Origin of the sequence: Mesonia sp. K4-1, assembly GCF_008017825.1 — a bacterium.
Taxonomy (GTDB): domain Bacteria; phylum Bacteroidota; class Bacteroidia; order Flavobacteriales; family Flavobacteriaceae; genus Mesonia.
In genome coordinates, this window is record NZ_VRLS01000010.1 from 25,053 (window position 1) to 49,217 (window position 24,165).

Sequence of the window (24,165 nt, forward strand, 5' to 3'; positions counted from 1 at the left end):
CATCTTAAAAACATTATGGAAGAAATTAATTTTTTACAAATCATTTTTAATATTTTACCTGCGATTGTTGTTGCTCTAGTGGCTTATTTCTTTTTCAACTCATATTTTGAAAATGAACAAAAACGTAGGATTTTTAAATTAAGAGTAGAAAACAGTAAACAATCACTTCCGTTAAGGCTTCAAGCTATAGAAAGAATGACTTTATTTTTAGAACGAATAGATCCTGGAAGTCTACTTATAAGAGTTAAACCTTATAACGATAATAAACACGATTACGAAAACTTGCTCATACAAAATATAGAACAAGAATTTGAGCATAATTTAGCTCAACAAGTTTACGTAAGTACCGAATGTTGGAATGCCATACGAGCTACCAAAAATTCAACTATCGCGATTATTAGAAAAACAAATATGAGCGAGAATGTAAGCGATCCTGATAAATTAAGAGAGCTTATTCTAAGTGAGTTAGTGGATAAATCTTCTCCTAGCCAAACGGGAATTGCTTACTTAAAAAAGGAAGCAAGCGATATTTGGTAGAAGTTTACTTTAACTCGTTCTCTTCTAAATGTTTTGCTTTTTTAGCTGCATAATTATAACCTTGTTGCCACCATTCTCTCATTAATTTTTTATTAAAGATTAATGAGTTTTCGGTGAGTTTACTTGGGGTATAATAAAGATTTAAACCTACATCTTTATTAATCGCAGCTAATTTACCTTCAATAATATTGCTGCGCTCTACTTGGTCTAACATATAACCAAAGAGGTTTACCATAAGTGAAAAAGGGTTTTTACCCAAAACCTTATTGTACTCCATATTCTCTGACTCTAAGATAACTGCATCAATCTCTGTTGCTCCTCGTCGTATTGCTTCTCGAATAGGAACTAGACATCCAAATCCACCATCTGCATATTCAAAGTTATTCTTCTTTACTAAACTCATAAAGGGAACATAGTTACACGAAATCCAAATCCAATCGCAAAACTCTTCGTAATCAAAGTCTTTAATTGATTTATATTCAATTTGATTTTTACTAAGGTTGGAGACGGTTACGACCAAATCTGCCACCGTAGTTTTTATCTTGTAAAATTCTTCCTTTGTAATTTTATCTCTTATGAGTTTTCTTAAGTTTTTACTTTCCCCAAAAGTTCGCTTTTTCTTTAAAAACTGAAACAAAGTGGTAAGGTAATTTATACTTACATATTCCCGATCTCCTTCGTGCTTTACCACAAACGGGTTTAAACTAAAAATACTCGCTTGGTTGACATTGGTATAAATATCGTGCAGTTTGTCAATTTTTCCCAATGCTAAATGAGAGATGAGCAAACTCCCTGTAGATGAACCAATAAAAATATCGTATTTCTTTTTTTGTTCTCTTATAAGGTGTTCGGCTACGCCTCCCGCGTAAGCACCTTTACTTCCTCCTCCAGATATAACTAATGCTCTCATTAATTGTATTTCTTTTTTGCGTAAGCAGCATGAGCGCTAGGAACACTATCTAACATAGCTATTAATTGTGCTCTATGTTTAGGGTTTTCCCATAGTGTATCTAATAATTCTCTACAAAAATTTCTAAATCGCCACACGGGATGGGCTGTACTTTCAAATAAATCTTCATAACTCTGTTTAGAAAAAGTATCTATTTGGTAGAGGTAACCAAAAGCATTTTCTCTAATCGCATAATCATATTGAGGAGCTGTATAATGAGATAACCTTTTAAAAATCTCAGGTTTTTGACCGCTTTCATAATCTGGAGAGACCAAGTGTAAGGTGAGCCACAGAATTTCTACATTCTTATCTTGAAACCCTTCTACTCCTTTTAACTTATCGAAATAATAAGACGCTTTTTCAGGAAAATTTTGCCACAGGCTCATAAAAGCTTTTTCTTTTGTCAAGTAACTATCATCATCTAATAAAGTTTCAAATTCTTTTTTTAGCTGCTGCGGAATTTCACTCAACGTAATGGCAATAGCTTGGCGAGTTAAAAGGTTATTGCTTTCAAAAGCCATTTTATAAAGTGGAATTACTTCTGCTGAATTTTCTTGAGCTAATTGATAAACCACTTCCTGACCTAAATAATCGTTAACTGGCTCTTGTAACGCTCGTTCTAATTGAGCTTTTTTATCTTCGAGAGCTGTGTTCCGCAAAGATTTAAGCATTAATAGCTCTTGTATAAATTTAGATTTTTTCAAAGAATTTAGTGCTTCACTTGCCTTGAAAGCAGATTGAAACAACCAATCTTTTTTATAAATTGATAAATCGATTTGCCCTGCTTTTTCTATTTCTTTTATAAAGTCATCTGTATTTACATTTTTATAAGCGTGTTTTAATAAATAAGTTTTCACTCCTTTATTAAAAGCCTCCTCCCCAGCTTTTTCTTTTAAAATATGTAAGGCCCAAGCTCCTTTTTGATAAAATGTAAGTGAACTTGCCTTAGGGTTTAGTAAAGCTTCTCCTTTCCCATTATCGCTTAATTCTTTTAATTGCTCTGCTGTTTCGTAGAGTTTGTAATAGTAATAATCATCACCAAATATTTCTCTTTCGGCTAACAAAGCATAAAAAGTAGCAAAACCTTCTTGTAACCAATGATGTTCGCTAGAAGTTTCGGTAATAAAATCTCCAAACCACTGGTGAGCCAACTCGTGTGCATTTACATTTACATAATTACGATCTACAAACCCTACAGAATCGGTAACAAACTGATTTGAAAATATGGTTGCTCCAGTATTCTCCATTCCTGCATACAAAAAATCCCTTACCGGAATTTGCTTATAATCTTGCCAAGGAAACGGAATACCTATTTCTTTTTCAAAATAATCAAATATTTGTTTGGAATAACGATAGGTAGCTTCCACCTTATCTTTTTGATTAGGCTCATAGTAATATTTTAAATTTACTCCCGAGGCAGATTTTTCTTCCGCGGAAGCGTAATCACCTACAGCAACAGCAACCAAATAGCTACTCATAGGGTTTTTCATATCAAAACTCCAAATATTTTGATCTCCTTGCGTTTTTTTATTGGTAAGTTTTCCGTTGGCGATTACAGTATAGTTCTTTGGAACCCGATAAGCTAAATCGAACTCTATTTTCTCGTTGAGATCGTCTATACTTGGTAACCAGTGTGAAGTATATTTACCCTGCCCTTGAGTCCAAATTTGATTGCTTCCCTCATTATCCCATCCTACAAAATACATGGTTTGTTTGGGGTTCATTTGGTATTTAAAATTGAAAGAATAAGATTTTCCTTTTTCAAAATCACCAATTATCCAAATTTTATCTACCGTCGTTTTGAAGTCAAATTGGTTTTTCTCTTCCCAATTTACTTCTGAATTTTTGGCATCTAAATAAATAGAATCTGTTGCTTTTAAAATTTTAAAATCTATTTTAATATCCCCCTTTACACTTTTACTTTCTGGTAATAAATGAACGGTTCCTGCAAGTTTTGTAAAATCTACCGTAGAGGTTTGCTGTGCTTTCACCCCTATGGATAAAAGAAATAGGCCAAGCCAAATAAAATATCGCATACATTTTTTAAATATCGTTTCGAAAATACAAAACCTAGCCTATAACTTTCTAATGAATTTTAAAATTATTGATTTTATACCCAATATTTATTTACTTTTAATGCAACTAACTCAAAAACTCTATTTATGAACACCACTATTACAAAAATCCCAACTTGGTTTTGGGTGATTAGCGTTATTCTTCTTTTATGGAATTTAATGGGGGTAACCTCCTTTGTTTTTCACTCCATTGTTATGACAGGAGATGGCTTAAACGAACTTCCCAAAAACGAACAAGCTTTGTACAGAGAATATCCTTTATGGACTCACATTGTATTTGCTGTAGCCGTATTTTCTGGATTATTAGGAAGTATTTTATTACTAGCTAAAAACAAAATAGCAAAACCGCTATTTGTTATTTGCTTAGTTTGCGTGGTTATACAAATGTTTCATAATTTATTTTTAACCACTTCTATAGAGGTGTATGGTAATGAAGCATACGTTATGCCTATCCTAGTTGTATTAATCTCTATATTTTCTATTTGGTTAGCAGATAAAGCGATTAAAAGAAACTGGATTCATTAAAATTTGAGATTAATTTTTATTTTTGAAGATAGGATTTTTAATATTTCCTATCTTCGTTATTATGAATACAAGCTTGCTGCAAACCCCTATAGACTATCTAAAAGGCGTTGGTCCTAACCGTGCAGAAGTTCTCCGTAAAGAGTTGGGAATTCACACGTATCAAGATCTTCTCAATTTATTTCCTAACCGATATATTGATAAAACCAAGTATTATAAAATAAATGAAATTCAGCGAAATACTGCCGAAATTCAAGTTATTGGAAAAATCACGCATCTCAAAACGGTCGCTCAAAAAAGAGGTAAGCGCTTGGTAGCCGATTTTGTAGATGATACCGGAAAAATAGAATTGGTTTGGTTTCGTGGTCATAAGTGGCTTAAGGAATCAATAAAGATCAATGAACCTTATGTCATCTTTGGCAAAGTAAATTGGTTTAACAACTCTTGCTCTATGCCTCATCCAGATATGGAATTGCTAAAAGAGCACGAAGCTGGTTTGCGCATGGCAATGCAACCTATTTATCCTTCTACCGAAAATTTGAGTAAAAAAGGAATCAGCAATAAAGTGATTTCTAAAATAATACAACAACTGTTTTCAGAAAGTAAGCAAGGCTTTACGGAAACACTTCCGCAATCCATTTTACAAGAACTTAAACTTGTTTCTAAAAGTGAAGCTCTTTTAAATATTCATTTTCCGCAGGCTCCTAAAAAATTAGCATTAGCACAATACCGTTTGAAATTTGAAGAACTCTTTTATATACAATTACAACTGCTGATTAAAAACCTTATTCATAAACAAAAAATTAAAGGATTTCCCTTTACGGAAGTCGGCACATATTTTAACGACTTCTATCAAAATCACCTCCCTTTTGAGTTAACCAATGCACAAAAAAGAGTTGTTAAAGAAATAAGAAGTGATTTGGGTAGTAGCGCACAAATGAATCGTTTATTACAAGGGGACGTTGGTTCTGGTAAAACTATCGTTGCATTAATGACTTGTTTATTAGCCTTAGATAATAATTTTCAAGCTTGTTTGATGGCACCTACAGAAATTCTTGCTATACAACATTATCAAGGTCTTAGTGAACTCTGTGAAAAGCTTCCAATAAAAATTTTATTACTTACAGGCTCTTCTAAAACTAAAGAACGTAGAGAAATTCATGAAAGTTTAGAAGACGGTTCCTTGCATTTACTGATAGGAACTCATGCTTTATTAGAAGACAAAGTAAAATTTAAAAATCTTGGTTTGGCTATTATCGATGAACAACATCGTTTTGGAGTAGCACAACGATCTAAATTATGGCATAAAAACACCTTGCCTCCGCATGTATTGGTGATGACGGCGACTCCTATTCCTAGAACACTAGCTATGAGTTTGTATGGCGATTTAGATATTTCGGTGATAGATGAACTACCGCCAGGAAGAAAAGCTATAAAAACCGTACATCGCTACGATTCTAATCGGTTAAAAGTGTTTAGATTCATAAGGGAAGAAATTGAAAAAGGCCGACAAATATATGTGGTTTATCCATTAATCCAAGAGAGTGAAAAAATGGATTATAAAGATTTAATGGATGGTTATGAAAGTATTGCTAGAGATTTCCCTGCTCCCACTTATCAAATTTCAATAGTTCACGGACAAATGAAACCAGCCGACAAAGAATATGAAATGAATAGGTTTGTAAAAGGAGAAACTCAGATTATGGTTGCTACGACCGTTATTGAAGTTGGTGTTAACGTTCCTAATGCAAGTGTAATGATCATAGAAAGCGCAGAACGATTTGGACTTTCACAATTGCACCAATTGCGAGGTAGAGTGGGCCGAGGAGCCGAACAAAGTTATTGTATTTTAATGACTGGACATAAGCTGTCTCAAGATAGTAAAACCCGATTAGAAACCATGGTACGAACTAATGATGGTTTTGAAATTGCCGAAGTTGATTTAAAATTAAGAGGTCCCGGAGATATTATGGGAACCCAACAAAGTGGTGTTTTAAATTTAAGAATTGCAGATATTGTAAAAGATAATGAAATTTTAAAAACTGCAAGGTATTATGCAAAAAAGATGCTCACGGAAGATCCTAGTCTCAAAATTCCAGATCATGAAGTAGTTAAAAACACCTATAGACTTATGGGAAAACATAAAAACATTTGGAACTATATTAGTTAAGGCTTTTTATTTTTCTGAAAGTCAAAAAGAATTTCTCTCTCTTCATTCGCAATTACTGCTTGCAAATTTTCATCTTCTTTTAATTGATAAAAAATTGATTTTGGAAACGTATTTTGCTCATTAATTGCTATAAAACCTCTTTCTAAAGTTTGTTGAAGTATAAAATCTACAGGAGTTTCATTAACCCCATCCACTTGAAAAATCCAAGCTTTATCTAACTTAAATAAACTCAAATTCTCTTTAAATACTGTATCCACTTCCGATAAGGTAAAACCAAAACCTGTATAAAGTGTATCATTCAATTTTATCCAATTTTCAAAAGTTTTTTCTTTCCCTTCATTATTTATTCGCTCCCAATCCCCTACTAACCAATTAAATCCTGTATTTACATGAGATGTATTTATACAGCTTGAAGCTATACAAAAAAAAATTGCTCCAATAGCTAAAAATCTTATATATAAAAAATTCATAATTCTTATATTTTTTTAATAAATCGGTTTAAAGTGTAATTTAATCGAAAAAATGATTAAATATAGTTTATATTTAAAGGAAATTAATTTTAGCTTTATGAAAACATCTTTACACACATCTTTCATTTTCAGGATTATAACAATATTATTCTGTTTTGGGTTCTCAAAAAATCACCATGCACAAACTATTTTATCTCCAGGTGATATTGTTTTACCAGTTTTCAATCAGATGATCCAGATCAATTTAGTTTTGTGATTTTAACCGAAATTCAATCTGGAACAGAAATTAATTTTACCGATAGTGGTTGGCAATCTAGCGGTTCTTTAAGAAACACTGAAGGAACTCATATGTGGACGGCTCCTATTAATTATTCGTGTGGAGATGAAATTTTTATTACAAGTGTAAATTCTATCTCATTAGCTACAGGTGGTGATCAGATCTTTGCTTATCAAGGACAAAGTACTTCACCATCCTTTATTGCAGCCATAAACTTTAATGACACAAAATGGACTGATGCAACAAGCTCTAATACTAGTGCTTTACCTCCTAGTTTAACAGAAGGAATTACTGCAGTTGCTGTAGGAAATAAAGACAATGGTTATTACAGCATAACGAATACAACTGGTGGTAAAAATAAGATTTTGAGTAATGTCAACAATAGAAATAACTGGACTACTTCTAACACTATCCAAACTTTTTCACCTGGAAGTTATAGCTGCACGAATACTACCACAGCTTATATTTATGATGGTACAAATTGGACTCCCAATGATCCTAGCGGAGTTTCAACTCCAGATGATGATATTTCTGTAACTTCTGGGACTACATCTATAACCTCAAATACTCAAGCTAACAATATTACGATTGATACTGGTGCAACCTTAAATATATTAGCAAACATTCAAGTAATGGGAGACATAACTATAAATGGAGATTTGATCTTTGTGAGTACTTCAGAAACTCAAACAGGAACTTTAGGACCGTTACAACCAAGTTCTACTATATCTGGAGTTGCAACCGTTGAAAGGTTTATTCCTGCCAAAAGAGCGTTTAGATTTTTGTCTAGTTCAGTTAATACTACGAATTCTATCAAAACCAATTGGCAAGAAGGAGTTAATAATACCACTACCATTCTTGCTAATAATCTAAATCCACACTCTGGATATGGAACTCATATAACAGGTTCTACAACTGGAGCTAATGGGTTTGACGCAACAGTATCTGGAAATCCATCTATGTTTACTTTCAATAATAGTACACAATCATGGGAAGCAATAGCTAACACAGATAATAATACATTACAATCTGGAATTCCTTACAGAGTAATGATTAGAGGCGACAGAGGAATAAATGTTAATGATAATGCTGCTACGCCAACGAATACTCGTTTAAGAATGATAGGTTCTTTAGTAAGTCCTGCAACTAATGTTGAATTTCTAAATTTAAATTCTACAAATACAGCATTTAATTTATTAGGTAATCCATTTCAGTCTACAGTAGACATGACAAGTGTTTTAGCAGCTTCTACAGGAGTAAGTAATAATCAATATTATGTATGGGATCCAAATATTAATGCACGCGGAGCTTATGTAACGGTAGATTTACCTTCGGGTACAAATTCTAGCTCTGGAAACTCAGCCGCTAATCAATACCTACAACCCAACCAAGCTTTCTTTGTGACTTCAGACGGAGATCCATCCCCTTCTCTAGTATTTTCTCAATCACATAAAACCTCTAATAATCTTACTGAAGTTTTTAGAAATCAAAATAATCAAGAGGATTTGACATTAAGCGTACAATTGTATAGTAATGAAAATACCAGTCCTCTTTATGTAGATGGTTTTGTTACTAAGTTCAATTCTACTTACTCTAATACAATTAATAATCAAGATTCTAGAAAACTCGGAAACTTAGATGAAAATATAGCATTACTTAACGGAAATGATTATTTGAGTATAGAAAAAAGAAACCTTCCTACCACGGGAGAAACCCTTCAGTTTTTTAGTAACAGTTATAGATCGACGAATTACACATTTAAAATCAATTTATCAGAATTTGAAAATGTTGAAGCTTACTTGGTCGACAATTTTCTACAACAAGAAACTATTCTTAACACAGGAGAAAATAATATATCTTTCTTAATTGATGAGACTCTAAATGCAAGTATAAGTAGTGATAGGTTCTCAATCATTTTCAAGGAAAAAACCTTAACTGTTTCAAATGAAGAGAGTATTTTCTCAGTTTACCCGAATCCAATCAAAGAAGATCATTTAAATATAACTTCTACACAACTAAAAGGTAGCGAAGTAAATATTACGATAACCTCAATGTTCGGGCAAATTCTTTTTAAAGAAAACATGACCTTTTCAGGAAGTACACTAACTCTTCACAATATCTATTCTTTAAGTTCTGGTGTTTACATTTTGTCTCTTGAGAAAGATGGAAAAGTATATACGAAAAAAATTATAAAAGAATAATGTTTCTTTTTTAACGTTAGATAATAACTAACTAAAACTTAAATCATGAAAAGACTCGCTTATTTATTCGTTACTGTGTTTTTATTTTGCCTTACTTGGGTGAGTAATGCTCAACAAAAAACTATTATTATTGATGCCGGTCACGGAGGAAAAGATTCGGGTCAAGTAGCAGAAAGCCTAAAAGAAAAAGATATTACACTGCAGGTTGCGAAAGTTTTTCAAAAAGTTGCAGGAGAAAAAGGTTATGACGTTATCTTACTTCGTGATAATGATAAATTTATTTCTTTGGAAGAAAGAATTAAAAAGATTAATGAAGTTAAGCCTTATCTTGTCATAAGTCTTCACGCAAATGCTACAACAAATACTAACAAAAGTGGAATAGAACTCTATTTTTCTGAAAGTGAAGAATTAAAAGATGTGAACTTTAATTTCATCTCCAAAATTAGCAGCTCTTTAATTACACAAACAAAATACGAAGATGTAAAAGTTAGAAATGCTAATTTTAAGATATTAAGTGAGAGTAATTATCCTGCTGTTCTAATAGAATTAGGTTTTATGACAAACGTCAACGATTTAGATTATATACGAAGCGAAAAAGGACAAAGCGAAATTGTCAATGCTTTAATTGCTAGCTTATAAATTTATTAGATAAACAATTTTGTCCACTGACTGCAAAATTGTTTATCTATTTTGACACAAGCAATTTAAAATGTACTCTAAAAAAATTGAATACATTAGAAAAAACTTCAAAAATTTGTTATCCTTTTCTTTTTCTATGATCTATGAAAACGAAAATTCCATAAAATAAAATCCCAGCTCCTCCAATCCAATAGAGACCTGTTTTCAAAGTTTCAATATCACTAGCAAAAAAAGCAATAGCTGTAGCGAGTGGCACAATACCAATCATGGTTGCTGTAATAAATTTTATATAATTCATTTTTAGACCGCCTGCTAATACGCTAATGGCGTCATTAGATAAAAAAGGAGAAACTCTAAATAAGACAATACTCCAAAACCCATAGTGAGAAACCCAGTAATTAAGTTTATCAAAAGTTTTATCACTTATAAATTTGTGTAAGGCATTTTCACTTACTCCCAAGCCTAAAGAATAACCAATAGTAGAAGCTAAGAAAACACCTGTTGAAGAAATTAATATGGAAGAAAAAGTACCATAAACCAAAGCAGCAGCTATCATAGGTAACCAAGAAGGGAAAACTACTAGAAACATTTGCAGTATAATAATTAAAATAATAGCTACTACTCCCCAAGCTCCAAATCCTTGTATAGTTGAAGAAATTTTATCTTGATCTCCAGATTTTAGAACTTTCCAGAGCTCATTTATAGCATCTTGAAAAGCTGGATAAGTAAAATAAAGAATTACTAGACTTATAATTAAGGCTAAGGTAAAATATAACGAACTGTATTTTGCTATTTTGGTAGCTTTCAATAGATAAAGATTTTCTTCAAATTTACAAAAGTGAAAATTGAAATTTCCTAAATAAATATCAAATTACTCGTCCAGTTTTACTTCATTAAGAATTAACCCAGAAGGCTGAGCTATATGTTCTAACTTAATTTTATTTTCCGCATTTAGCGTAGATTGTATAAATTCTAAAGTAACTAAACCTCTACCTAAATCAAATAAAGTACCCATCATTAGACGTATTTGATGACGTTTAAAACCTTTTCCTCTCACTTTTAATACATAACTTTTCTTCGGAAAAAAATTAGCAGTGTAAATATCATTTTCCACAATTTCACACTCATCTATCCTACCTTGTGTCTGCGTTTCTGGTTTGGGTTTGTATGCATAAGACCAAAAATCATGTTTACCTTCAAAAAGCTTTGCTCCTTCTTTCATTAATTCAATATTCAAATCTTCTTTCATAAACACCATAAAAGGAGCGCAAAATGGATGAAACTTTTCAGCAAACGCAAAAAAATACAAATACTCTTTTTGTTTAGGATGGTTGATAATATTAAAATCTTTAGTGGTTTCTGTTACTGCCAAAGCTCTTATATCTGGTGGTAAATTTTGATTTAATAATGGGAAAAATTCTTCAACATTCAACGGTTCATTATCTACAAACAGCTCAACATAAGTCTGATTTACAGAAACTTTAGCATCTGTTCTTCCTGCAGCAATAAGTTTAAATTTTTTGCGCTCTAAAACATAAGAAATAGTACGTTCTACCATTCTTTCTACTGTATTTACATCAGGTTGTTTTTGCCAACCGTGGTAACGAAAACCTAAATATTGAAGTTTAATAAGGTAGTAAAACCTAATTCTTTGCATATCTTTTATCTTAAAAATAAATACTTATTGGAAAATGTCAATATAAAATCATTTTTTCGTCTAAGCTAACTCATTAACGCATTTATTTCTTTATAATGAGGATTAACAAGATCAATATTCATAATTTAGTTTTTGTAATTTGTAATATATGAACAAAGAGGAAATCATTCACCAAATAGAGAATCAGAAGAAAGTACCGCATTTAAAATTTCGACTAAAAACTTCTACTGAAAATTTCACCAATAAGTTATTTCATACGCTTTTTGATGCTGAAATTCCTGTTGAAAAAAACTTAGAAGAGCTAGAGAAAGATTTTGAAACACTTGTAGATTTAGCTTGTTGGGATCTTGAAAAACCTTGTATTAAACTTTGGGACAATTATGTAGCTAAATTACCCGAGTTGTTATATAAATTAAACAAAGATGCAGAAGCTATTTTTACTAATGACCCTGCTTCTAATTCTATAGAAGAGGTTTACTTAAGTTATCCTGGTTTCTTTGCAGTAGCTATCTATCGTTTTGCTCACGAGTTTCATGAAGCCGGTTTTCCTTTAGTCCCAAGAATGATGACAGAATATGCTCATCGTTTAACGGGTGTAGATATTCATCCTGGAGCAACTATAGGTACATCATTTTTTATAGACCACGCAACAGGTATCGTAATTGGTGAAACTGCCATAATTAAAAATAATGTAAAAATTTATCAGGGAGTTACGTTGGGCGCTTTGTATGTAGAAAAAAATCTGAAAAATGTAAAAAGACATCCCACCGTAGAAAATAACGTAACTATCTACGCAAATGCAACTATATTAGGTGGCAATACTATTGTCGGAAAAAACAGCATTATTGGTGGAAATGTATGGATTACTTCTTCTATTCCTGAAAATTCTTTAGTCACGCACAGTCCTGAAATTAAAATTAGACAAAATTATGAGTAGTATATTAGATTTAATTGGGAACACTCCTTTAGTGGAAGCACAAAACTTAGTGAAAAATAAAAATGTAAAGTTATTTTTTAAGTTGGAAGGAAATAATCCTGGCGGAAGTGTAAAAGACCGTCCTGCTTATAATATGATTAAAAGTGCTTTAGAGCGTGGCGATATTAGCGAAGACTCGAAACTTATTGAAGCCACTAGTGGTAATACAGGTATTGCACTGGCACTTATTGCAAAACTTTTTAATCTAAATATAGAGTTAATTATGCCAGAAAACTCTACTAAAGAACGTGTGCAAACTATGAGAGCTTATGGAGCGAAAGTTACACTTACTTCTAGTGAAACTGGAATTATGGGTTCTCGCGATTATGCTGAAAATAAAGTGAAAAATGAAGGCTATGTAGGTTTAAATCAATTTGCAAATAATGATAATTGGAAAGCGCATTACAAAACCACTGGACCAGAAATTTGGAGAGATACTGACCAAAAAATAACTCATTTTGTCTCCTCTATGGGTACTACAGGTACTATTATGGGGACTTCCACTTATTTAAAAGAACAAAACGAAGATATTCAAATTATTGGCGTACAACCTACAGATAATTCTAAAATTCCTGGTATTAGAAAATGGCCAACAGAATATTTACCCAAAATTTTTAATCCTAAAAAAATAGATCAAGTAATTGAAATTAGTGAAGAGGAAGCTAGAGCAATGACAAAACGCTTAGCAAAAAAAGAAGGGATTTTTGCAGGTATGAGTAGCGGCGGTGCTGCAGCAGCAGCATTAAAACTTATAGAGACTATGGAAGAAGGTGTGGTAGTATCTATTGTTTGTGATCGTGGAGATCGTTATCTCTCTTCTGATTTATTTGAAGAATAATTTTTGGTTTAAAAGTCTATTTTTGTGAATTCGGGAATGATGAAATGTTAGACATCTTATTATTTCCGAATTTTATATTTACAAACCATCATTTTTAATTAGCGTCTCTCTTCTAATGAAATATTTCAAATCACTAGTTTTTTGTTTTTTAGTTATTCCAGCATTTACCATATCTGCTCAAATTCATCAGCTTAAAGAAATTTCTTTGTTCGAAGATAAACTACAAATTAAAGTTCCGATTGATTTTGAAGTAATGACAGAAGAGTTACTCAAAATAAAATATCCCTTATCTAGAAGACCAACATTGGCATATTCTAATGAAAAAGGAAATATAAATGTAGCATTTAATTTAACACCGAGCCCTGCTAACCAAGAACTTATTGAAACATATAAAAATACATTTGTTAAGACTTTCAAATCATTTTATCCTTCTGCAGAATGGAAAGATCAAGGTATAAGAAATGTAAACGGGCAAAATGTAGGTTACTTAGAACTAATTACTCCAGCAGCTGACACCAATATTTATAATTTAATTTTCTTTACCAATTTAAACGATAAACTATTACTTTGTACTTTTAATTGTTCTGAAGAAATTTTACCAGAATGGAAAAGTACCGCAGCAGAAATTATGAATTCTTTAAACGTAAAGAAATAGATTAATCAATTAAAGAAACTCCGTTTAAATCTGTAGTTAAAACATTACTCATATAATTAAAAAACGGTTTTATTGCTTTAAAATGATCATTAACGGTACTAGCAAACTTCGGCTCCAGTACTTCTTTATCGTTAAACTTTTTAGTAAACGTCCATTGTTTTAAATTCAATAAATCAATATCTGGATGCGATTTATCAAAACCTTTAGGCGCTGTTTTTAAACGCTCCCCTTCTACTTTACCCCAAAACTTTTTTAATTCTTTTTGCTGAAGAATTTCTTTTATCTCTTCCGCATCCATTTCTACCTCTTTTCTAATTCGGTATAAATCTTCTTTAGCCGGATTCCAAAAACCTACCGCAATAAAAGATTTATTATCTGGTTGAATATGTACATAATATCCACCTCTTAATTCTGGTTTTTTACGTGTAAAACTAGCACCAAAGTTTGTTTTGTACGGAGTTTTATCTTTAGAAAAACGTACGTCTCTATAAATTCTAAAAACTTTAGTTTTCTCTATTTGATCATGTTGATTCAGCTGAAACTCAATTTCTTTATAGAATTCTTTCATTTCTGCTTCTATAGATTTGAATTTAGGTTTGTGCTCTTCAAACCAATCTCTATCATTATTATTTTGCAGCTGAAGTAAAAATGGGAGTGCTTCTTGGGGTATAGATTTCATTACATTGCTTTTTCTTCAAAGTTATAAAACTTATTTTTCTTTTGAATTATCATCACCTCAAACTTGATTTGGGATCACATACAAGTTTACAGACAATCACTTTTATTCTTTTGATGCGATGCTGAATCAAGTTCAGCATGACAATAACAATTTACTCTGTTTTCCGCATAGCGTCATCCCAAACTTGATTTGGGATCTCATATAGACTTCCAAGTAATAGGTTTTATTATTTTGGTGGGATGCTGAATCAAGTTCAGCATGACTAAAGAATTAATTTTGCCTTCCACATATCGTCATCCCAGACTTGATCTGGGATCACATTCGGTTAGGTTAGTTCAATTGTTTTTAATTCAGGGTTTAGTTTTTTAACCAAATCAATTTTCCAATTCTTTTTCCAACTTTTCAGTTGTTTCTCTCTTTTTATTGCTTCTTGAATGTCTAAAAACTCTTCGAAATAAATTAAATACTTCAAGTTATATTTTGCAGTAAATAAAGAACCTTTACCTAATTGGTGCTCTGTTATTCGTTTGCTTAAATTAGATGTAACACCAGTATAGAATGTAGTTCTATATTCATTAGTAATTATATAAACATAGAAAGTTTTCATTACAAATTATTTGCTATGAAGAAATATCAAGAAAATTAATCAAAATTAACTACAATAAAAAAGCCAAAAGTCATCCCTAACTTGATTTAGGGATTACATACAGGTTTGCAGACAATCACTTTTATTATTTTGATGCGATGCTGAATCAAGTTCAGCATGACGATGAGAATTTACTTTGTAAATCATGTGTCGTCATCCCAAACTTGATTTGGGATCTCTTCCTGCTAAATTTAATTATGAATTTTTTAACTGATCCTGAATAAACAACAATAAATTACCTTCATCAAAACTAACTCTTGCCGTTTTCTGAGTAATTGTATTCCTAGTTCCTATCCTAGAAATTATATTTAAATCTTCTTTATAAAGAGGATATTTTACTCCTTCAGAAGTAACTTGTTTAGCATCTGGAAAAGGATATAAAGACAAAGTTTCGTTTTTAAAACCTTCTATAACTGTTTCGTTTTCAGCAAAAAAATAAAAGCCAAAATCGTCAAAACATCTAATCTCAATTTCATTTTTATGTTTCAACATTGAGGTTAAATTACCTAAAAAATGATCTTGTTCTAATCCACTACAACCAAATACTGATACACTTTTAAAACCATCTTCTATAATTAAACGCAATGCTTTTTCAAAATCTGTAGCATTTTGATCTGGCGTTTCTATAATTTTTACTTCAGAAGAAATTTCAGTAATTGCAATAGAATCAAAATCACCAGAGACTACATCTGGTTGAATACCTTTAGCTTTTAAACTTTTATAAGCACCGTCTGTACAGTATATTTTTTGAAAGTGAGTTAATTGCGGAATTTTCTGAGGAAATTGTCCGTTAATGAATAAAACTACCTCACTTTCAAACTTGTAATCGTCACGATGAATATGCATTAATTTCTTTTTTCTAAAACTTTTACAATATCGTTTAATTCATAACCTTTTGCCTTCAATAAAATTAAATAATGAAACAATAAATCTGCCGACTCATTCAAAAATAAATCTTCATTGTCATCTTTAGCTTCAATAACTACTTCTACTGCCTCTTCCCCTACTTTTTGCGCAATTTTATTCATGCCTTTAGCAAAAAGTGAAGCTACATAACTATCGTCTGGCGTAGATTGATTTTTACGGTTTTCAATAATTTGTTCTAATTCTGAAATAAACCCATAATCTTGTTTATTTTTCTCTTGCCAACAAGTATCGTCTCCTGTATGACAAACGGGACCTACTGGGTTTACGTGTATTAAAAGCGTATCGTTATCACAATCTAATTTGATATCTACTAATTGTAAAAAGTTTCCACTTTCTTCTCCTTTGGTCCATAAACGTTTTTTAGTTCTGCTATAAAAAGTTACTTTTTTAGATTCGTTAGTTTTTAAGAATGCTTCTTCATTCATATACCCCAACATCAAAACCTTTAAGGTTTTAGCGTCTTGAATTACCGCAGGCACAAGTCCATCATTATTTTTATTAAAATCTATATTCATTGTTTTATCTTTTGAAATAACCTCTAGATTCTGTTTGAGGCTACATTTATTATTTGTTCATCATCCAGAAGTTGTTTCAAGATCTGATTAATAACTCTACTAATTTCTAACTTCTCACTAAAACACCTTCTTCAGTTAAAAAACTTTTTAATTCTGGAATTGCTATTTCTTTAAAATGAAATACACTTGCTGCCAAAGCTGCATCTGCTTTTCCTTCTTTAAATGTATCTGCAAAATGCTGCATATTTCCCGCTCCTCCAGAAGCGATTATCGGAATATTTAACTCATTAGATAATTTAGCCAAAGCTTCATTAGCAAATCCATTTTTGGTTCCGTCATTATTCATGGAAGTAAATAAAATTTCACCAGCTCCACGTTTTTCTACTTCTTTTGCCCAATCAAATAAGTTTAATTTAGTTGGTAATTTACCACCAACTAAATGCACAATCCACTTACCGTCAACTTGTTTTGCATCTATGGCTACTACCACACACTGACTACCAAATTTAGCTGAGAGTTCATTAATTAAATCTGGTCTTTTTACTGCGGAAGAATTAATAGAAACTTTATCTGCTCCAGATTGCAAAAGAATATCTACATCTTCTACGGAAGAAATACCACCACCAACTGTAAACGGAATATTTACTTTCTCTGCTACATGAAGTACCAAATCAGCTAGTGTTTTTCGTTTTTCTTCTGTAGCAGATATATCCAAAAAGACCAACTCATCTGCTCCATTTTCAGCATAAATTTGAGCCAGTTCTACAGGATCTCCTGCATCCCGTAAATCTACAAAGTTCACGCCTTTTACCGTTCTTCCGTTTTTAATATCTAGACAAGGAACTATTCTTTTGGTAAGCATAATATATTTTTTTATTGAAATGTATTCAATGTTTTATTTTCTCTGTTGATGCGATGCTGAAATCGAAGATTCAACGTTGTTAATCAAGTTCAGCATGACGTACTCTAGTTTATTTTTAAATTATCGTCATTCCAGACTTGATCTGGAATCTCATCTTGTTTTTATTAATCACAAAGACTTCTCGACTCCGCTTAAAGTGACTTTTGTACTTCTAATTTTATTATTAGCAATTTAATATGTAATCTTCTAATTGTTTTAAAGAGATTCTGTTTTCATAGATGGCTTTACCAATAATTGTCCCTTCACAGCCCATTTCTGCAAGTTTGGGTAGCTCATCAAAAGTTGAAATCCCTCCTGAAGCTATTAATTTGAGTTTATTGTCTCCGCTTGAAGTGACAGTTTCTTCTAATATTTTTTTATACAAATCAAAAGAAGGACCTTCTAACATACCATCTTTGCTAATATCTGTACAAATTACGTATTCAATTCCTTTTTCTTGGTAAGATTGAATAAAAGGAATTAACTCTTCTTTAGACTCTTCTTGCCAGCCTGAAACTGCAATCATTTCATCTTTAGCATCTGCCCCTAAAATTATTTTATCGGCTCCATATTTTTCAATCCAACTCTCAAAAATAACTTTATCTTTAACCGCAATACTTCCTCCGGTAATTTGTTTTGCTCCACTTTCAAAAGCAATTTTAAGATCTTCATCCGATTTTAATCCGCCACCAAAATCAATATTCATTTTTGTTTTAGAGGCAATTTGTTCTAATATTTTATAATTTACAATGTGCTTACTTTTAGCGCCATCTAAATCTACTAAATGAAGATACTGAATACCGTGAGCTTCAAACTCTTTAGCAACCTCTAGCGGATGTTCGTTATATATTTTCTTGGTATTGTAATCGCCTTTAAAAAGACGTACACATTTACCGTCTATAATGTCTATGGCTGGAATAATTCTCATTGTATTTAAGCTTTAAGCTAACAGCAAATAGTTATTAGCTTGTTAAAAAATTCTCTAATATCTTTTCACCAGCATTACTACTTTTCTCTGGATGAAATTGAACCCCGTAAAAATTGTCTTTTTGTAATGCAGAAACATAAGGAACATCATACGTAGTTTCTGCTATCATTTCTGAACATTTTTCAGCATAAAAACTGTGTACCAAATACATAAATTCATCTTCTTTAATTCCATTGAATAAATCTGATTTTAATTTACTAATTTGATTCCACCCAATTTGCGGAACTTTTACTTGGTTTGAAAAACGTTTTACTTTAACATGAAAAATACCAAGTCCGTTTGTATCTCCTTCTTCAGAATGTTGACACATTAATTGCATTCCCAAACAAATACCCAAAACTGGTTGTTTTAACTGCGGAATTAATTGATCTAATCCTGTTTCTTTTAGCATTTTCATAGCACTACTCGCCTCTCCTACTCCTGGAAAAATCACTTTATCTGCTTGCAGAATTTCTTCTACATTATGAGATAAAACTGCCTCAAAACCTAAGCGTTGAATAGCAAATTTTATGCTCTGTATATTACCTGCTCCGTAATTAATAATGACTATTTTCATTTTCTATTGGTAATTGATAGTTAGAATTGAGTATTGGAATACTAACTACTCAATACTTTATACTCTGTTCTGTTATAACATTCCTTTGGTAGAAGGTAAAATCATTTTTTCTGAATCTCGTTTTACAGCTACTTTTATAGCCTTAGCAAAAGCTTTATAAATAGCTTCTATTTTATGATGCTCGTTGGTTCCTTCTGCTTTTACATTTAGGTTTGCTTTGGCTCCATCTGTAAAAGATTTAAAGAAGTGATAAAACATTTCTGTTGGCATTTTACCTATCATTTCTCGTTTAAAATCGGCATCCCAAACTAGCCAATTTCTACCTCCAAAATCTATGGCTACTTGTGCTAAACAATCATCCATTGGTAAGCAGAAACCGTAGCGTTCAATACCTAATTTGTTACCCAGAGCTTTACTAAACACTTCTCCCAATGCAATGGCAGTATCTTCTATAGTGTGATGCTCATCTACTTCTAAATCTCCTTGTACATTAATTGTTAAATCCATTTGACCGTGACGAGCAATTTGATCTAACATATGATCAAAAAAAGCAATACCTGTTTCAATTTTACTTTTCCCCGTTCCATCTAAATTCAACTCAATAAAAATATCTGTTTCATTGGTTTTTCTAGAAATTTGAGCGGTTCTATCACTCAATTTTAAAAACTCATAAATCTCTTTCCAAGAGTTAGTTTCTAATGCTATGGCATTTTCTACCTTACTTTTATCATTTTTAATTTCATCTGCACCTAATTCTACGTGAGTGTTAATAAAAATTCCTTTTCCTCCAAAATTGTAAGCAAATTCAACATCTGTTAAACGATCGCCTACCATAAAAGAATTCTTTAAATCATACTTTCCCTCTTCTAAATATCCTTTTTGTTGTAGTAAACCAATATTTGGTTTTCTAGTTTCTGCATTATCTTTAGCAAAAGTTTTGTCAATTAAACTTTCTTTAAATGTTGCTCCTTCATTAGCAAATACGTTTTCTATAAAATTTTGAATTGGCCAAAATTCTTTTTCAGGAAAACTATCGGTTCCTAAACCGTCTTGGTTAGTTACCATCACTAATTCAAAATCTAACTCTTTTGCAATTTTAGAAACATAGTAAATAGCCTCTGGATAAAATTCTAATTTTTCTAATCTATCTACCTGGTAGTCTTCTGGTTCTATAATTAAAGTACCATCACGATCTATAAAAAGTATTTTTTTCATTTTTATTTTCTTTGGATGAGATCCCAAATCAAGTTTGGGATGACATATTTATTTATCTAAAGTTTGTAAAACTTCTATTAACTTCTTATTTTCTTGTTTTGTACCCACAGTAAAACGCAATGTATTTTCACATAGAGGCTGATTAGTTCTATTTCTAATCACAATACCTTTTTCTAACAATTGATTGTATCTTTTAGTAGCGTCATCTACTTTTACCAATACAAAATTAGCATCTGTAGTGTAAACCTTTTCTATAAAACCTATTTGCCCCAAATTAGAGATCATTTTTTCTCTTTCAGTGATAATAGTTTCTACTTCATTAAAAACTTCATCAACCGCTAAAACACGCTCTAAAGCTTTTTGTTGAGTTAATTCATTAACATTATAAGGAGGTTTTATTTTATTTAAAACTGAAATTATTTCCGCGGAAGCATAACAAACGCCTAACCTTACTCCTGCCATCCCATATGCTTTAGATAGCGTTTGAGTAATAATAATATTTGGGTAAATATCTAAGAAGTTAATCCAACTTTCATAAGAAGAGAAATCAATATATGCTTCATCTATTACTATAATTCCATTAAAATTTTCAATTAAAGTTTTAATAGATCGTGCATCAAATGCATTTCCTGTTGGGTTGTTAGGGTTACAAATAAAAATAAGCTTTGTAGTTTCTGTAACTGCATTTAGAATTGATTTTATATCTAATTCATAATCTACAGTAAGTAAAACTTCTTTATTTTCTACATTATTAATACCTGCTAAGACGTTGTACATTCCGTAAGTTGGCGGCAACGTAAGGATGTTATCTATTTGAGGTTCACAAAATGCTCTGAAAATTAAATCTAACACTTCATCACTACCATTACCTAATAAAACTTGCTCTGTTTTTAGGTTTTTCAGTTTTGCTAAAGCCAATTTTAAATCACGCTGTTGCGGATCTGGATAACGATTTATTCCGTTTTCAAACGGATTTTCATTTGCATCTAAAAAAACCATATCTGTTCCGTTGGCTTTATATTCATCTCTTGCTGATGAATATGGTTTTAGCTTTTGAACGTTAGCACGTACCAGATTTTGTATATTGAAAATTTTATTCATTTTTAATCTATACTTGGTGATGAGATACTGAAACAAGTTCAGTATGACGTTTTATTTAAAGTTTTCTCTATATTATTGCCTTACTCCAAACTCTTTAATCTTAAAGTTACAGCATTTTTATGCGCTTGCAAACCTTCTGCTTCTGCCATTAATTCAATAGCCTTCCCTATAGTTTTAATTCCATTTTCATCAATTTTTTGAAAAGTCATACTCTTCTGAAAACTGTCTAAATTTACACCACCATATTGTCTAGCGTAAGCATTAGTTGGTAACGTATGGTTAGTACCTGAAGCATAATCTCCAGCACTTTCTGGTGTATAATTACCAATGAATACAGAACCTGCATTTTCAATTCCATCAACAAAAAACTCTTCGTTTTCTGCAACTACAATAAAATGTTCTGGAGCATATTGATTAATTAAGTTTAAAGCTTCTTCATCGTCTTTCACCAAGATAAGTTTAGAATTTTCAATAGCTTTAGTAGCAATTTCTTTTCTTGGCAATTTTTCTAATTGACTTTGTACTTCTTTCTCTACACTCTTTAAAATCTCTTCAGAAGTAGTTACCAAAATCACTTGACTATCTGCACCGTGTTCTGCTTGAGAAAGTAAATCTGACGCCACAAAACTTGCATTAGCGGTTTCATCTGCAAAAACTAATAATTCTGAAGGTCCAGCTGGCATATCTATAGCAACATCAAACCTTGTAGCTAATTGCTTTGCCACAGTAACAAATTGATTACCTGGTCCGAAAATTTTATAAACTTTAGGAATACTTTCTGTACCAAATGTCATTCCTGCGATTGCCTGAATACCGCCAACTTTAAATATTTTAGTAACTCCGCATAGGTTTGCAGTGTATAAAATAGCTGGATTTATTTTCCCTTCTTTATTGGGTGGTGTACATAATACAATCTCTTTACAACCTGCTAAATTAGCTGGTATAGCTAGCATTAAAATTGTTGAAAATAAAGGTGCTGAACCACCTGGAATATATAAACCCACTTTTTGAATAGCCCGTTTTTCTTGCCAGCATTTTACACCACTTTGCGTCTCAACTTCTACTTTATCTGTTTTTTGAGCCAAATGAAATTTGGTAATGTTTTCTTTAGCAAGTTGTATTGCATTCTTTAACTCGGTAGAAATTTCTTTTCCTGCTTGTTCAATTTCTTCTACAGAAACTTCAATATTACTTATAGAAGTACCATCAAACAAACCTGTATATTTTGCAATAGCTTGATTTCCTTTTGCTTTTACTTCTGTAAAAATCTCGTTAACCGTTGCCTCAATATCATCTATGGTCTGTGTTGGTCTTTTTAAAACTTCTTGCCAATTTTCTTGAAGCGGATTTTTTATGATTTTCATATTTATATTTTTTACCTCTCGACTTTTTTCGAGATGACAGACTATATTTATTTTATTGCTTCTTCATCCCGGACCTGATTCCGGATCTCATCTATCTTATTTCAATTTTATATCGCTGATGTGATGCTGAATCAAGTTCAGCATGACGCATCTAATTTTTTTATTTATGAATTTATACCTAATACAAGAACACAATTCGACACGCTCAGTGTGACAATTCAGCTAAATAAATTTTACAACACCATTTTTTCTATTGGACAAATAAGGATTCCTTCTGCTCCGTTATTTTTTAGCTCATCAATTACTTCCCAAAAAGCTTCTTCATTAATAACCGAGTGTAAAGAACTCCAACCTTCTTCTGCAAGTGGTAAAACTGTTGGACTCTTCATACCTGGTAATATTTTTATAATATCTTCAATCTTATTATTAGGAGCATTCAGCAAAACATATTTAGAAGTTCTTGCTTTTAAAACCGATTGAATTCTGAATTGTAATTTCTCTGAAATTTCATTTGCTTCTGCAGATATTTTAGGAGAAACTGCTAAAACAGCTTCGCTAGTTAAAATTTGTTCTACTTCCTTTAAATTATTTTTAAATAAAGTACTACCGCTAGAAACAATATCTACAATAGCATCTGCCAAACCAATACTTGGGACAATCTCTACAGAGCCCGATATTTGGTGTAAATCTGCTGTAATATTTTGTTTAGCTAAGTAGTTTTTTACGGTATTTGGATAAGAAGTTGCAATTTTTTTTCCTTTTAAATCTTGAATATCATTATAGGTTTGTTCCTTAGGTATTGCGATAGAAACTTTACATTTAGAAAAACCTAGCTTTTCTATAATTTGTAAATCTTGACCTTTTTCTATTAATAAATTTTCACCTACAATAGCAATATCTACCACTCCATCTCTTAAATATTGAGGAATATCTCCATTTCTTAAATATAGAACTTCTAAAGGGAAATTACGAGCAGATGCTTTAAGCTGCTCCTTCCCGTTATCTATATAAATACCAGCTTCTTTTAATACTTTAACGGAATCTTCGTTCAATCTTCCTGACTTTTGAATCGCAATTTTTAATTTTTTCATTTAGGTAAATTATAGTTTGAATAATTGCAGACAGGAAACAGAAAACCCGTTTGAAATTACTCAAACGGGTTTGTAAATTATTTTTGAATTACATCAAATACAAAATCACCTCGCTTGAGCGTGGATATGAAAATGATGATGATGTAAGTTTAAATTTCTCATTGTGGGTACAAACTTAGAGATTATTTTTCAAAAAAATGGGTTTTTAGATAACTT

Annotated in this window: 24 protein-coding genes; 8 read left to right on the top strand and 16 right to left on the bottom strand. The window is 31.6% G+C overall.

The genetic code is table 11. The features are described 5' to 3' along the window. Window positions 1-15 precede the first annotated feature (15 nt). Entirely contained in the window at window positions 16-537 is a 522-nt protein-coding gene (locus tag FT986_RS00675) for a hypothetical protein (protein WP_111541649.1), read from the top strand. Between the two features lie 4 nt (window positions 538-541). Here the strand turns inward: FT986_RS00675 and FT986_RS00680 are convergent, their stop codons facing one another. Both FT986_RS00680 and FT986_RS00685 read right to left on the bottom strand, forming a co-directional pair. Continuing rightward, a complete protein-coding gene (locus FT986_RS00680) occupies window positions 542-1,447 on the bottom strand; it encodes a patatin family protein (RefSeq protein ID WP_147863368.1) in 906 nt (301 codons plus the stop codon). After that, window positions 1,447-3,522 (bottom strand): M1 family metallopeptidase, encoded by a 2,076-nt coding sequence (locus tag FT986_RS00685; protein ID WP_147863369.1) that lies wholly within the window; start codon window positions 3,520-3,522, stop codon window positions 1,447-1,449. The genes FT986_RS00680 and FT986_RS00685 overlap by 1 nt, the downstream gene beginning before the upstream one ends. A 126-nt stretch (window positions 3,523-3,648) precedes the next feature. Here FT986_RS00685 and FT986_RS00690 point away from each other — a divergent pair, with 126 nt between their 5' ends. Next, window positions 3,649-4,086 (top strand): hypothetical protein, encoded by a 438-nt coding sequence (locus FT986_RS00690; protein ID WP_147863370.1) that lies wholly within the window; start codon window positions 3,649-3,651, stop codon window positions 4,084-4,086. 61 nt (window positions 4,087-4,147) lie between these two features. Next, the gene (gene recG, locus FT986_RS00695; RefSeq protein WP_147863371.1) at window positions 4,148-6,253 is read left to right on the top strand and encodes an ATP-dependent DNA helicase RecG; all 2,106 of its coding nucleotides are present in this window, start codon (window positions 4,148-4,150) and stop codon (window positions 6,251-6,253) included. Here the strand turns inward: recG and FT986_RS00700 are convergent. Next, window positions 6,250-6,723 carry a hypothetical protein gene (locus tag FT986_RS00700; RefSeq protein ID WP_147863372.1) on the bottom strand — a complete coding sequence of 158 codons (474 nt, stop codon included), beginning with the start codon at window positions 6,721-6,723 and terminating at the stop codon, window positions 6,250-6,252. The genes recG and FT986_RS00700 overlap by 4 nt on opposite strands. 252 nt (window positions 6,724-6,975) lie before the next feature. Between FT986_RS00700 and FT986_RS00705 the strand changes: the two genes are divergently transcribed. Together FT986_RS00705 and FT986_RS00710 are read left to right on the top strand one after the other, a co-directional pair. Beyond that, complete coding sequence (locus tag FT986_RS00705; RefSeq protein ID WP_147863373.1) at window positions 6,976-9,201, top strand: T9SS type A sorting domain-containing protein; 2,226 nt, start codon at window positions 6,976-6,978, stop codon at window positions 9,199-9,201. Window positions 9,202-9,246: 45 nt separating this feature from the next. Beyond that, window positions 9,247-9,840: an N-acetylmuramoyl-L-alanine amidase gene (locus FT986_RS00710; RefSeq protein WP_147863374.1), complete on the top strand. Its 594-nt coding sequence runs from the start codon at window positions 9,247-9,249 to the stop codon at window positions 9,838-9,840. 118 nt (window positions 9,841-9,958) lie between these two features. Here FT986_RS00710 and FT986_RS00715 read toward each other — a convergent pair whose 3' ends face one another. Continuing rightward, window positions 9,959-10,648: a TVP38/TMEM64 family protein gene (locus tag FT986_RS00715; protein ID WP_147863375.1), complete on the bottom strand. Its 690-nt coding sequence runs from the start codon at window positions 10,646-10,648 to the stop codon at window positions 9,959-9,961. Between the two features lie 63 nt (window positions 10,649-10,711). Then, window positions 10,712-11,497: a tRNA pseudouridine(38-40) synthase TruA gene (locus FT986_RS00720; RefSeq protein ID WP_147863376.1), complete on the bottom strand. Its 786-nt coding sequence runs from the start codon at window positions 11,495-11,497 to the stop codon at window positions 10,712-10,714. A gap of 148 nt (window positions 11,498-11,645) precedes the next feature. Between FT986_RS00720 and epsC the strand changes: the two genes are divergently transcribed. From epsC to FT986_RS00735, 3 genes are all read left to right on the top strand, one after another. Then, the gene (gene epsC, locus FT986_RS00725) at window positions 11,646-12,434 is read left to right on the top strand and encodes a serine O-acetyltransferase EpsC (RefSeq protein WP_147863377.1); all 789 of its coding nucleotides are present in this window, start codon (window positions 11,646-11,648) and stop codon (window positions 12,432-12,434) included. After that, a complete protein-coding gene (cysM, locus tag FT986_RS00730; RefSeq protein ID WP_147863378.1) occupies window positions 12,424-13,311 on the top strand; it encodes a cysteine synthase CysM in 888 nt (295 codons plus the stop codon). Before epsC ends, cysM begins: the two co-directional genes overlap by 11 nt. A 115-nt stretch (window positions 13,312-13,426) precedes the next feature. After that, on the top strand, window positions 13,427-13,966 hold the full coding sequence (locus FT986_RS00735) for a hypothetical protein (protein WP_147863379.1): 540 nt from the start codon (window positions 13,427-13,429) through the stop codon (window positions 13,964-13,966). Window position 13,967: 1 nt separating this feature from the next. Here FT986_RS00735 and FT986_RS00740 read toward each other — a convergent pair whose 3' ends face one another. The 11 genes from FT986_RS00740 to hisG all read right to left on the bottom strand — a co-directional run bounded on the left by FT986_RS00740 (window position 13,968) and on the right by hisG (window position 23,949). Further along, window positions 13,968-14,645: a DUF2461 domain-containing protein gene (locus FT986_RS00740; RefSeq protein WP_147863380.1), complete on the bottom strand. Its 678-nt coding sequence runs from the start codon at window positions 14,643-14,645 to the stop codon at window positions 13,968-13,970. Window positions 14,646-14,970: 325 nt separating this feature from the next. Further along, complete coding sequence (locus tag FT986_RS00745; protein WP_147863381.1) at window positions 14,971-15,252, bottom strand: GIY-YIG nuclease family protein; 282 nt, start codon at window positions 15,250-15,252, stop codon at window positions 14,971-14,973. Window positions 15,253-15,486: 234 nt separating this feature from the next. Then, entirely contained in the window at window positions 15,487-16,137 is a 651-nt protein-coding gene (locus tag FT986_RS00750; protein WP_147863382.1) for a thiamine diphosphokinase, read from the bottom strand. After that, window positions 16,137-16,733 (bottom strand): bifunctional phosphoribosyl-AMP cyclohydrolase/phosphoribosyl-ATP diphosphatase HisIE, encoded by a 597-nt coding sequence (hisIE, locus tag FT986_RS00755; RefSeq protein ID WP_147863383.1) that lies wholly within the window; start codon window positions 16,731-16,733, stop codon window positions 16,137-16,139. The genes FT986_RS00750 and hisIE overlap by 1 nt, the downstream gene beginning before the upstream one ends. A 106-nt stretch (window positions 16,734-16,839) precedes the next feature. Then, complete coding sequence (gene hisF, locus FT986_RS00760) at window positions 16,840-17,595, bottom strand: imidazole glycerol phosphate synthase subunit HisF (RefSeq protein ID WP_147863384.1); 756 nt, start codon at window positions 17,593-17,595, stop codon at window positions 16,840-16,842. Between the two features lie 223 nt (window positions 17,596-17,818). Next, window positions 17,819-18,562 carry a 1-(5-phosphoribosyl)-5-[(5-phosphoribosylamino)methylideneamino]imidazole-4-carboxamide isomerase gene (gene hisA, locus FT986_RS00765; protein ID WP_147863385.1) on the bottom strand — a complete coding sequence of 248 codons (744 nt, stop codon included), beginning with the start codon at window positions 18,560-18,562 and terminating at the stop codon, window positions 17,819-17,821. 34 nt (window positions 18,563-18,596) lie between these two features. Next, window positions 18,597-19,178, bottom strand: coding sequence for an imidazole glycerol phosphate synthase subunit HisH (gene hisH, locus FT986_RS00770; RefSeq protein WP_147863386.1), 582 nt, complete (start codon window positions 19,176-19,178; stop codon window positions 18,597-18,599). 72 nt (window positions 19,179-19,250) lie between these two features. Further along, a complete protein-coding gene (gene hisB / locus FT986_RS00775; protein ID WP_147863387.1) occupies window positions 19,251-20,393 on the bottom strand; it encodes a bifunctional histidinol-phosphatase/imidazoleglycerol-phosphate dehydratase HisB in 1,143 nt (380 codons plus the stop codon). A 48-nt stretch (window positions 20,394-20,441) separates the two neighbouring features. Beyond that, entirely contained in the window at window positions 20,442-21,494 is a 1,053-nt protein-coding gene (gene hisC / locus FT986_RS00780; RefSeq protein ID WP_147863388.1) for a histidinol-phosphate transaminase, read from the bottom strand. Between the two features lie 80 nt (window positions 21,495-21,574). Then, entirely contained in the window at window positions 21,575-22,858 is a 1,284-nt protein-coding gene (hisD, locus tag FT986_RS00785; protein ID WP_147863389.1) for a histidinol dehydrogenase, read from the bottom strand. Between the two features lie 233 nt (window positions 22,859-23,091). Beyond that, complete coding sequence (hisG, locus tag FT986_RS00790) at window positions 23,092-23,949, bottom strand: ATP phosphoribosyltransferase (protein WP_147863390.1); 858 nt, start codon at window positions 23,947-23,949, stop codon at window positions 23,092-23,094. Window positions 23,950-24,165 lie beyond the last annotated feature (216 nt).

Excerpts from the sequence above, each read along its gene's own strand:
- FT986_RS00675 (WP_111541649.1), top strand. The coding sequence starts at position 16 with ATGGAAGAAATTAATTTTTTACAAATCATTTTTAATATTTTACCTGCG.
- FT986_RS00680 (WP_147863368.1), bottom strand. The coding sequence starts at position 1,447 with ATGAGAGCATTAGTTATATCTGGAGGAGGAAGTAAAGGTGCTTACGCG.
- FT986_RS00685 (WP_147863369.1), bottom strand. The coding sequence starts at position 3,522 with ATGCGATATTTTATTTGGCTTGGCCTATTTCTTTTATCCATAGGGGTG.
- FT986_RS00690 (WP_147863370.1), top strand. The coding sequence starts at position 3,649 with ATGAACACCACTATTACAAAAATCCCAACTTGGTTTTGGGTGATTAGC.
- recG (WP_147863371.1), top strand. The coding sequence starts at position 4,148 with ATGAATACAAGCTTGCTGCAAACCCCTATAGACTATCTAAAAGGCGTT.
- FT986_RS00700 (WP_147863372.1), bottom strand. The coding sequence starts at position 6,723 with ATGAATTTTTTATATATAAGATTTTTAGCTATTGGAGCAATTTTTTTT.
- FT986_RS00710 (WP_147863374.1), top strand. The coding sequence starts at position 9,247 with ATGAAAAGACTCGCTTATTTATTCGTTACTGTGTTTTTATTTTGCCTT.
- FT986_RS00720 (WP_147863376.1), bottom strand. The coding sequence starts at position 11,497 with ATGCAAAGAATTAGGTTTTACTACCTTATTAAACTTCAATATTTAGGT.
- epsC (WP_147863377.1), top strand. The coding sequence starts at position 11,646 with ATGAACAAAGAGGAAATCATTCACCAAATAGAGAATCAGAAGAAAGTA.
- FT986_RS00735 (WP_147863379.1), top strand. The coding sequence starts at position 13,427 with ATGAAATATTTCAAATCACTAGTTTTTTGTTTTTTAGTTATTCCAGCA.
- FT986_RS00740 (WP_147863380.1), bottom strand. The coding sequence starts at position 14,645 with ATGAAATCTATACCCCAAGAAGCACTCCCATTTTTACTTCAGCTGCAA.
- FT986_RS00745 (WP_147863381.1), bottom strand. The coding sequence starts at position 15,252 with ATGAAAACTTTCTATGTTTATATAATTACTAATGAATATAGAACTACA.
- FT986_RS00750 (WP_147863382.1), bottom strand. The coding sequence starts at position 16,137 with ATGCATATTCATCGTGACGATTACAAGTTTGAAAGTGAGGTAGTTTTA.
- hisIE (WP_147863383.1), bottom strand. The coding sequence starts at position 16,733 with ATGAATATAGATTTTAATAAAAATAATGATGGACTTGTGCCTGCGGTA.
- hisF (WP_147863384.1), bottom strand. The coding sequence starts at position 17,595 with ATGCTTACCAAAAGAATAGTTCCTTGTCTAGATATTAAAAACGGAAGA.
- hisA (WP_147863385.1), bottom strand. The coding sequence starts at position 18,562 with ATGAGAATTATTCCAGCCATAGACATTATAGACGGTAAATGTGTACGT.
- hisH (WP_147863386.1), bottom strand. The coding sequence starts at position 19,178 with ATGAAAATAGTCATTATTAATTACGGAGCAGGTAATATACAGAGCATA.
- hisB (WP_147863387.1), bottom strand. The coding sequence starts at position 20,393 with ATGAAAAAAATACTTTTTATAGATCGTGATGGTACTTTAATTATAGAA.
- hisC (WP_147863388.1), bottom strand. The coding sequence starts at position 21,494 with ATGAATAAAATTTTCAATATACAAAATCTGGTACGTGCTAACGTTCAA.
- hisD (WP_147863389.1), bottom strand. The coding sequence starts at position 22,858 with ATGAAAATCATAAAAAATCCGCTTCAAGAAAATTGGCAAGAAGTTTTA.
- hisG (WP_147863390.1), bottom strand. The coding sequence starts at position 23,949 with ATGAAAAAATTAAAAATTGCGATTCAAAAGTCAGGAAGATTGAACGAA.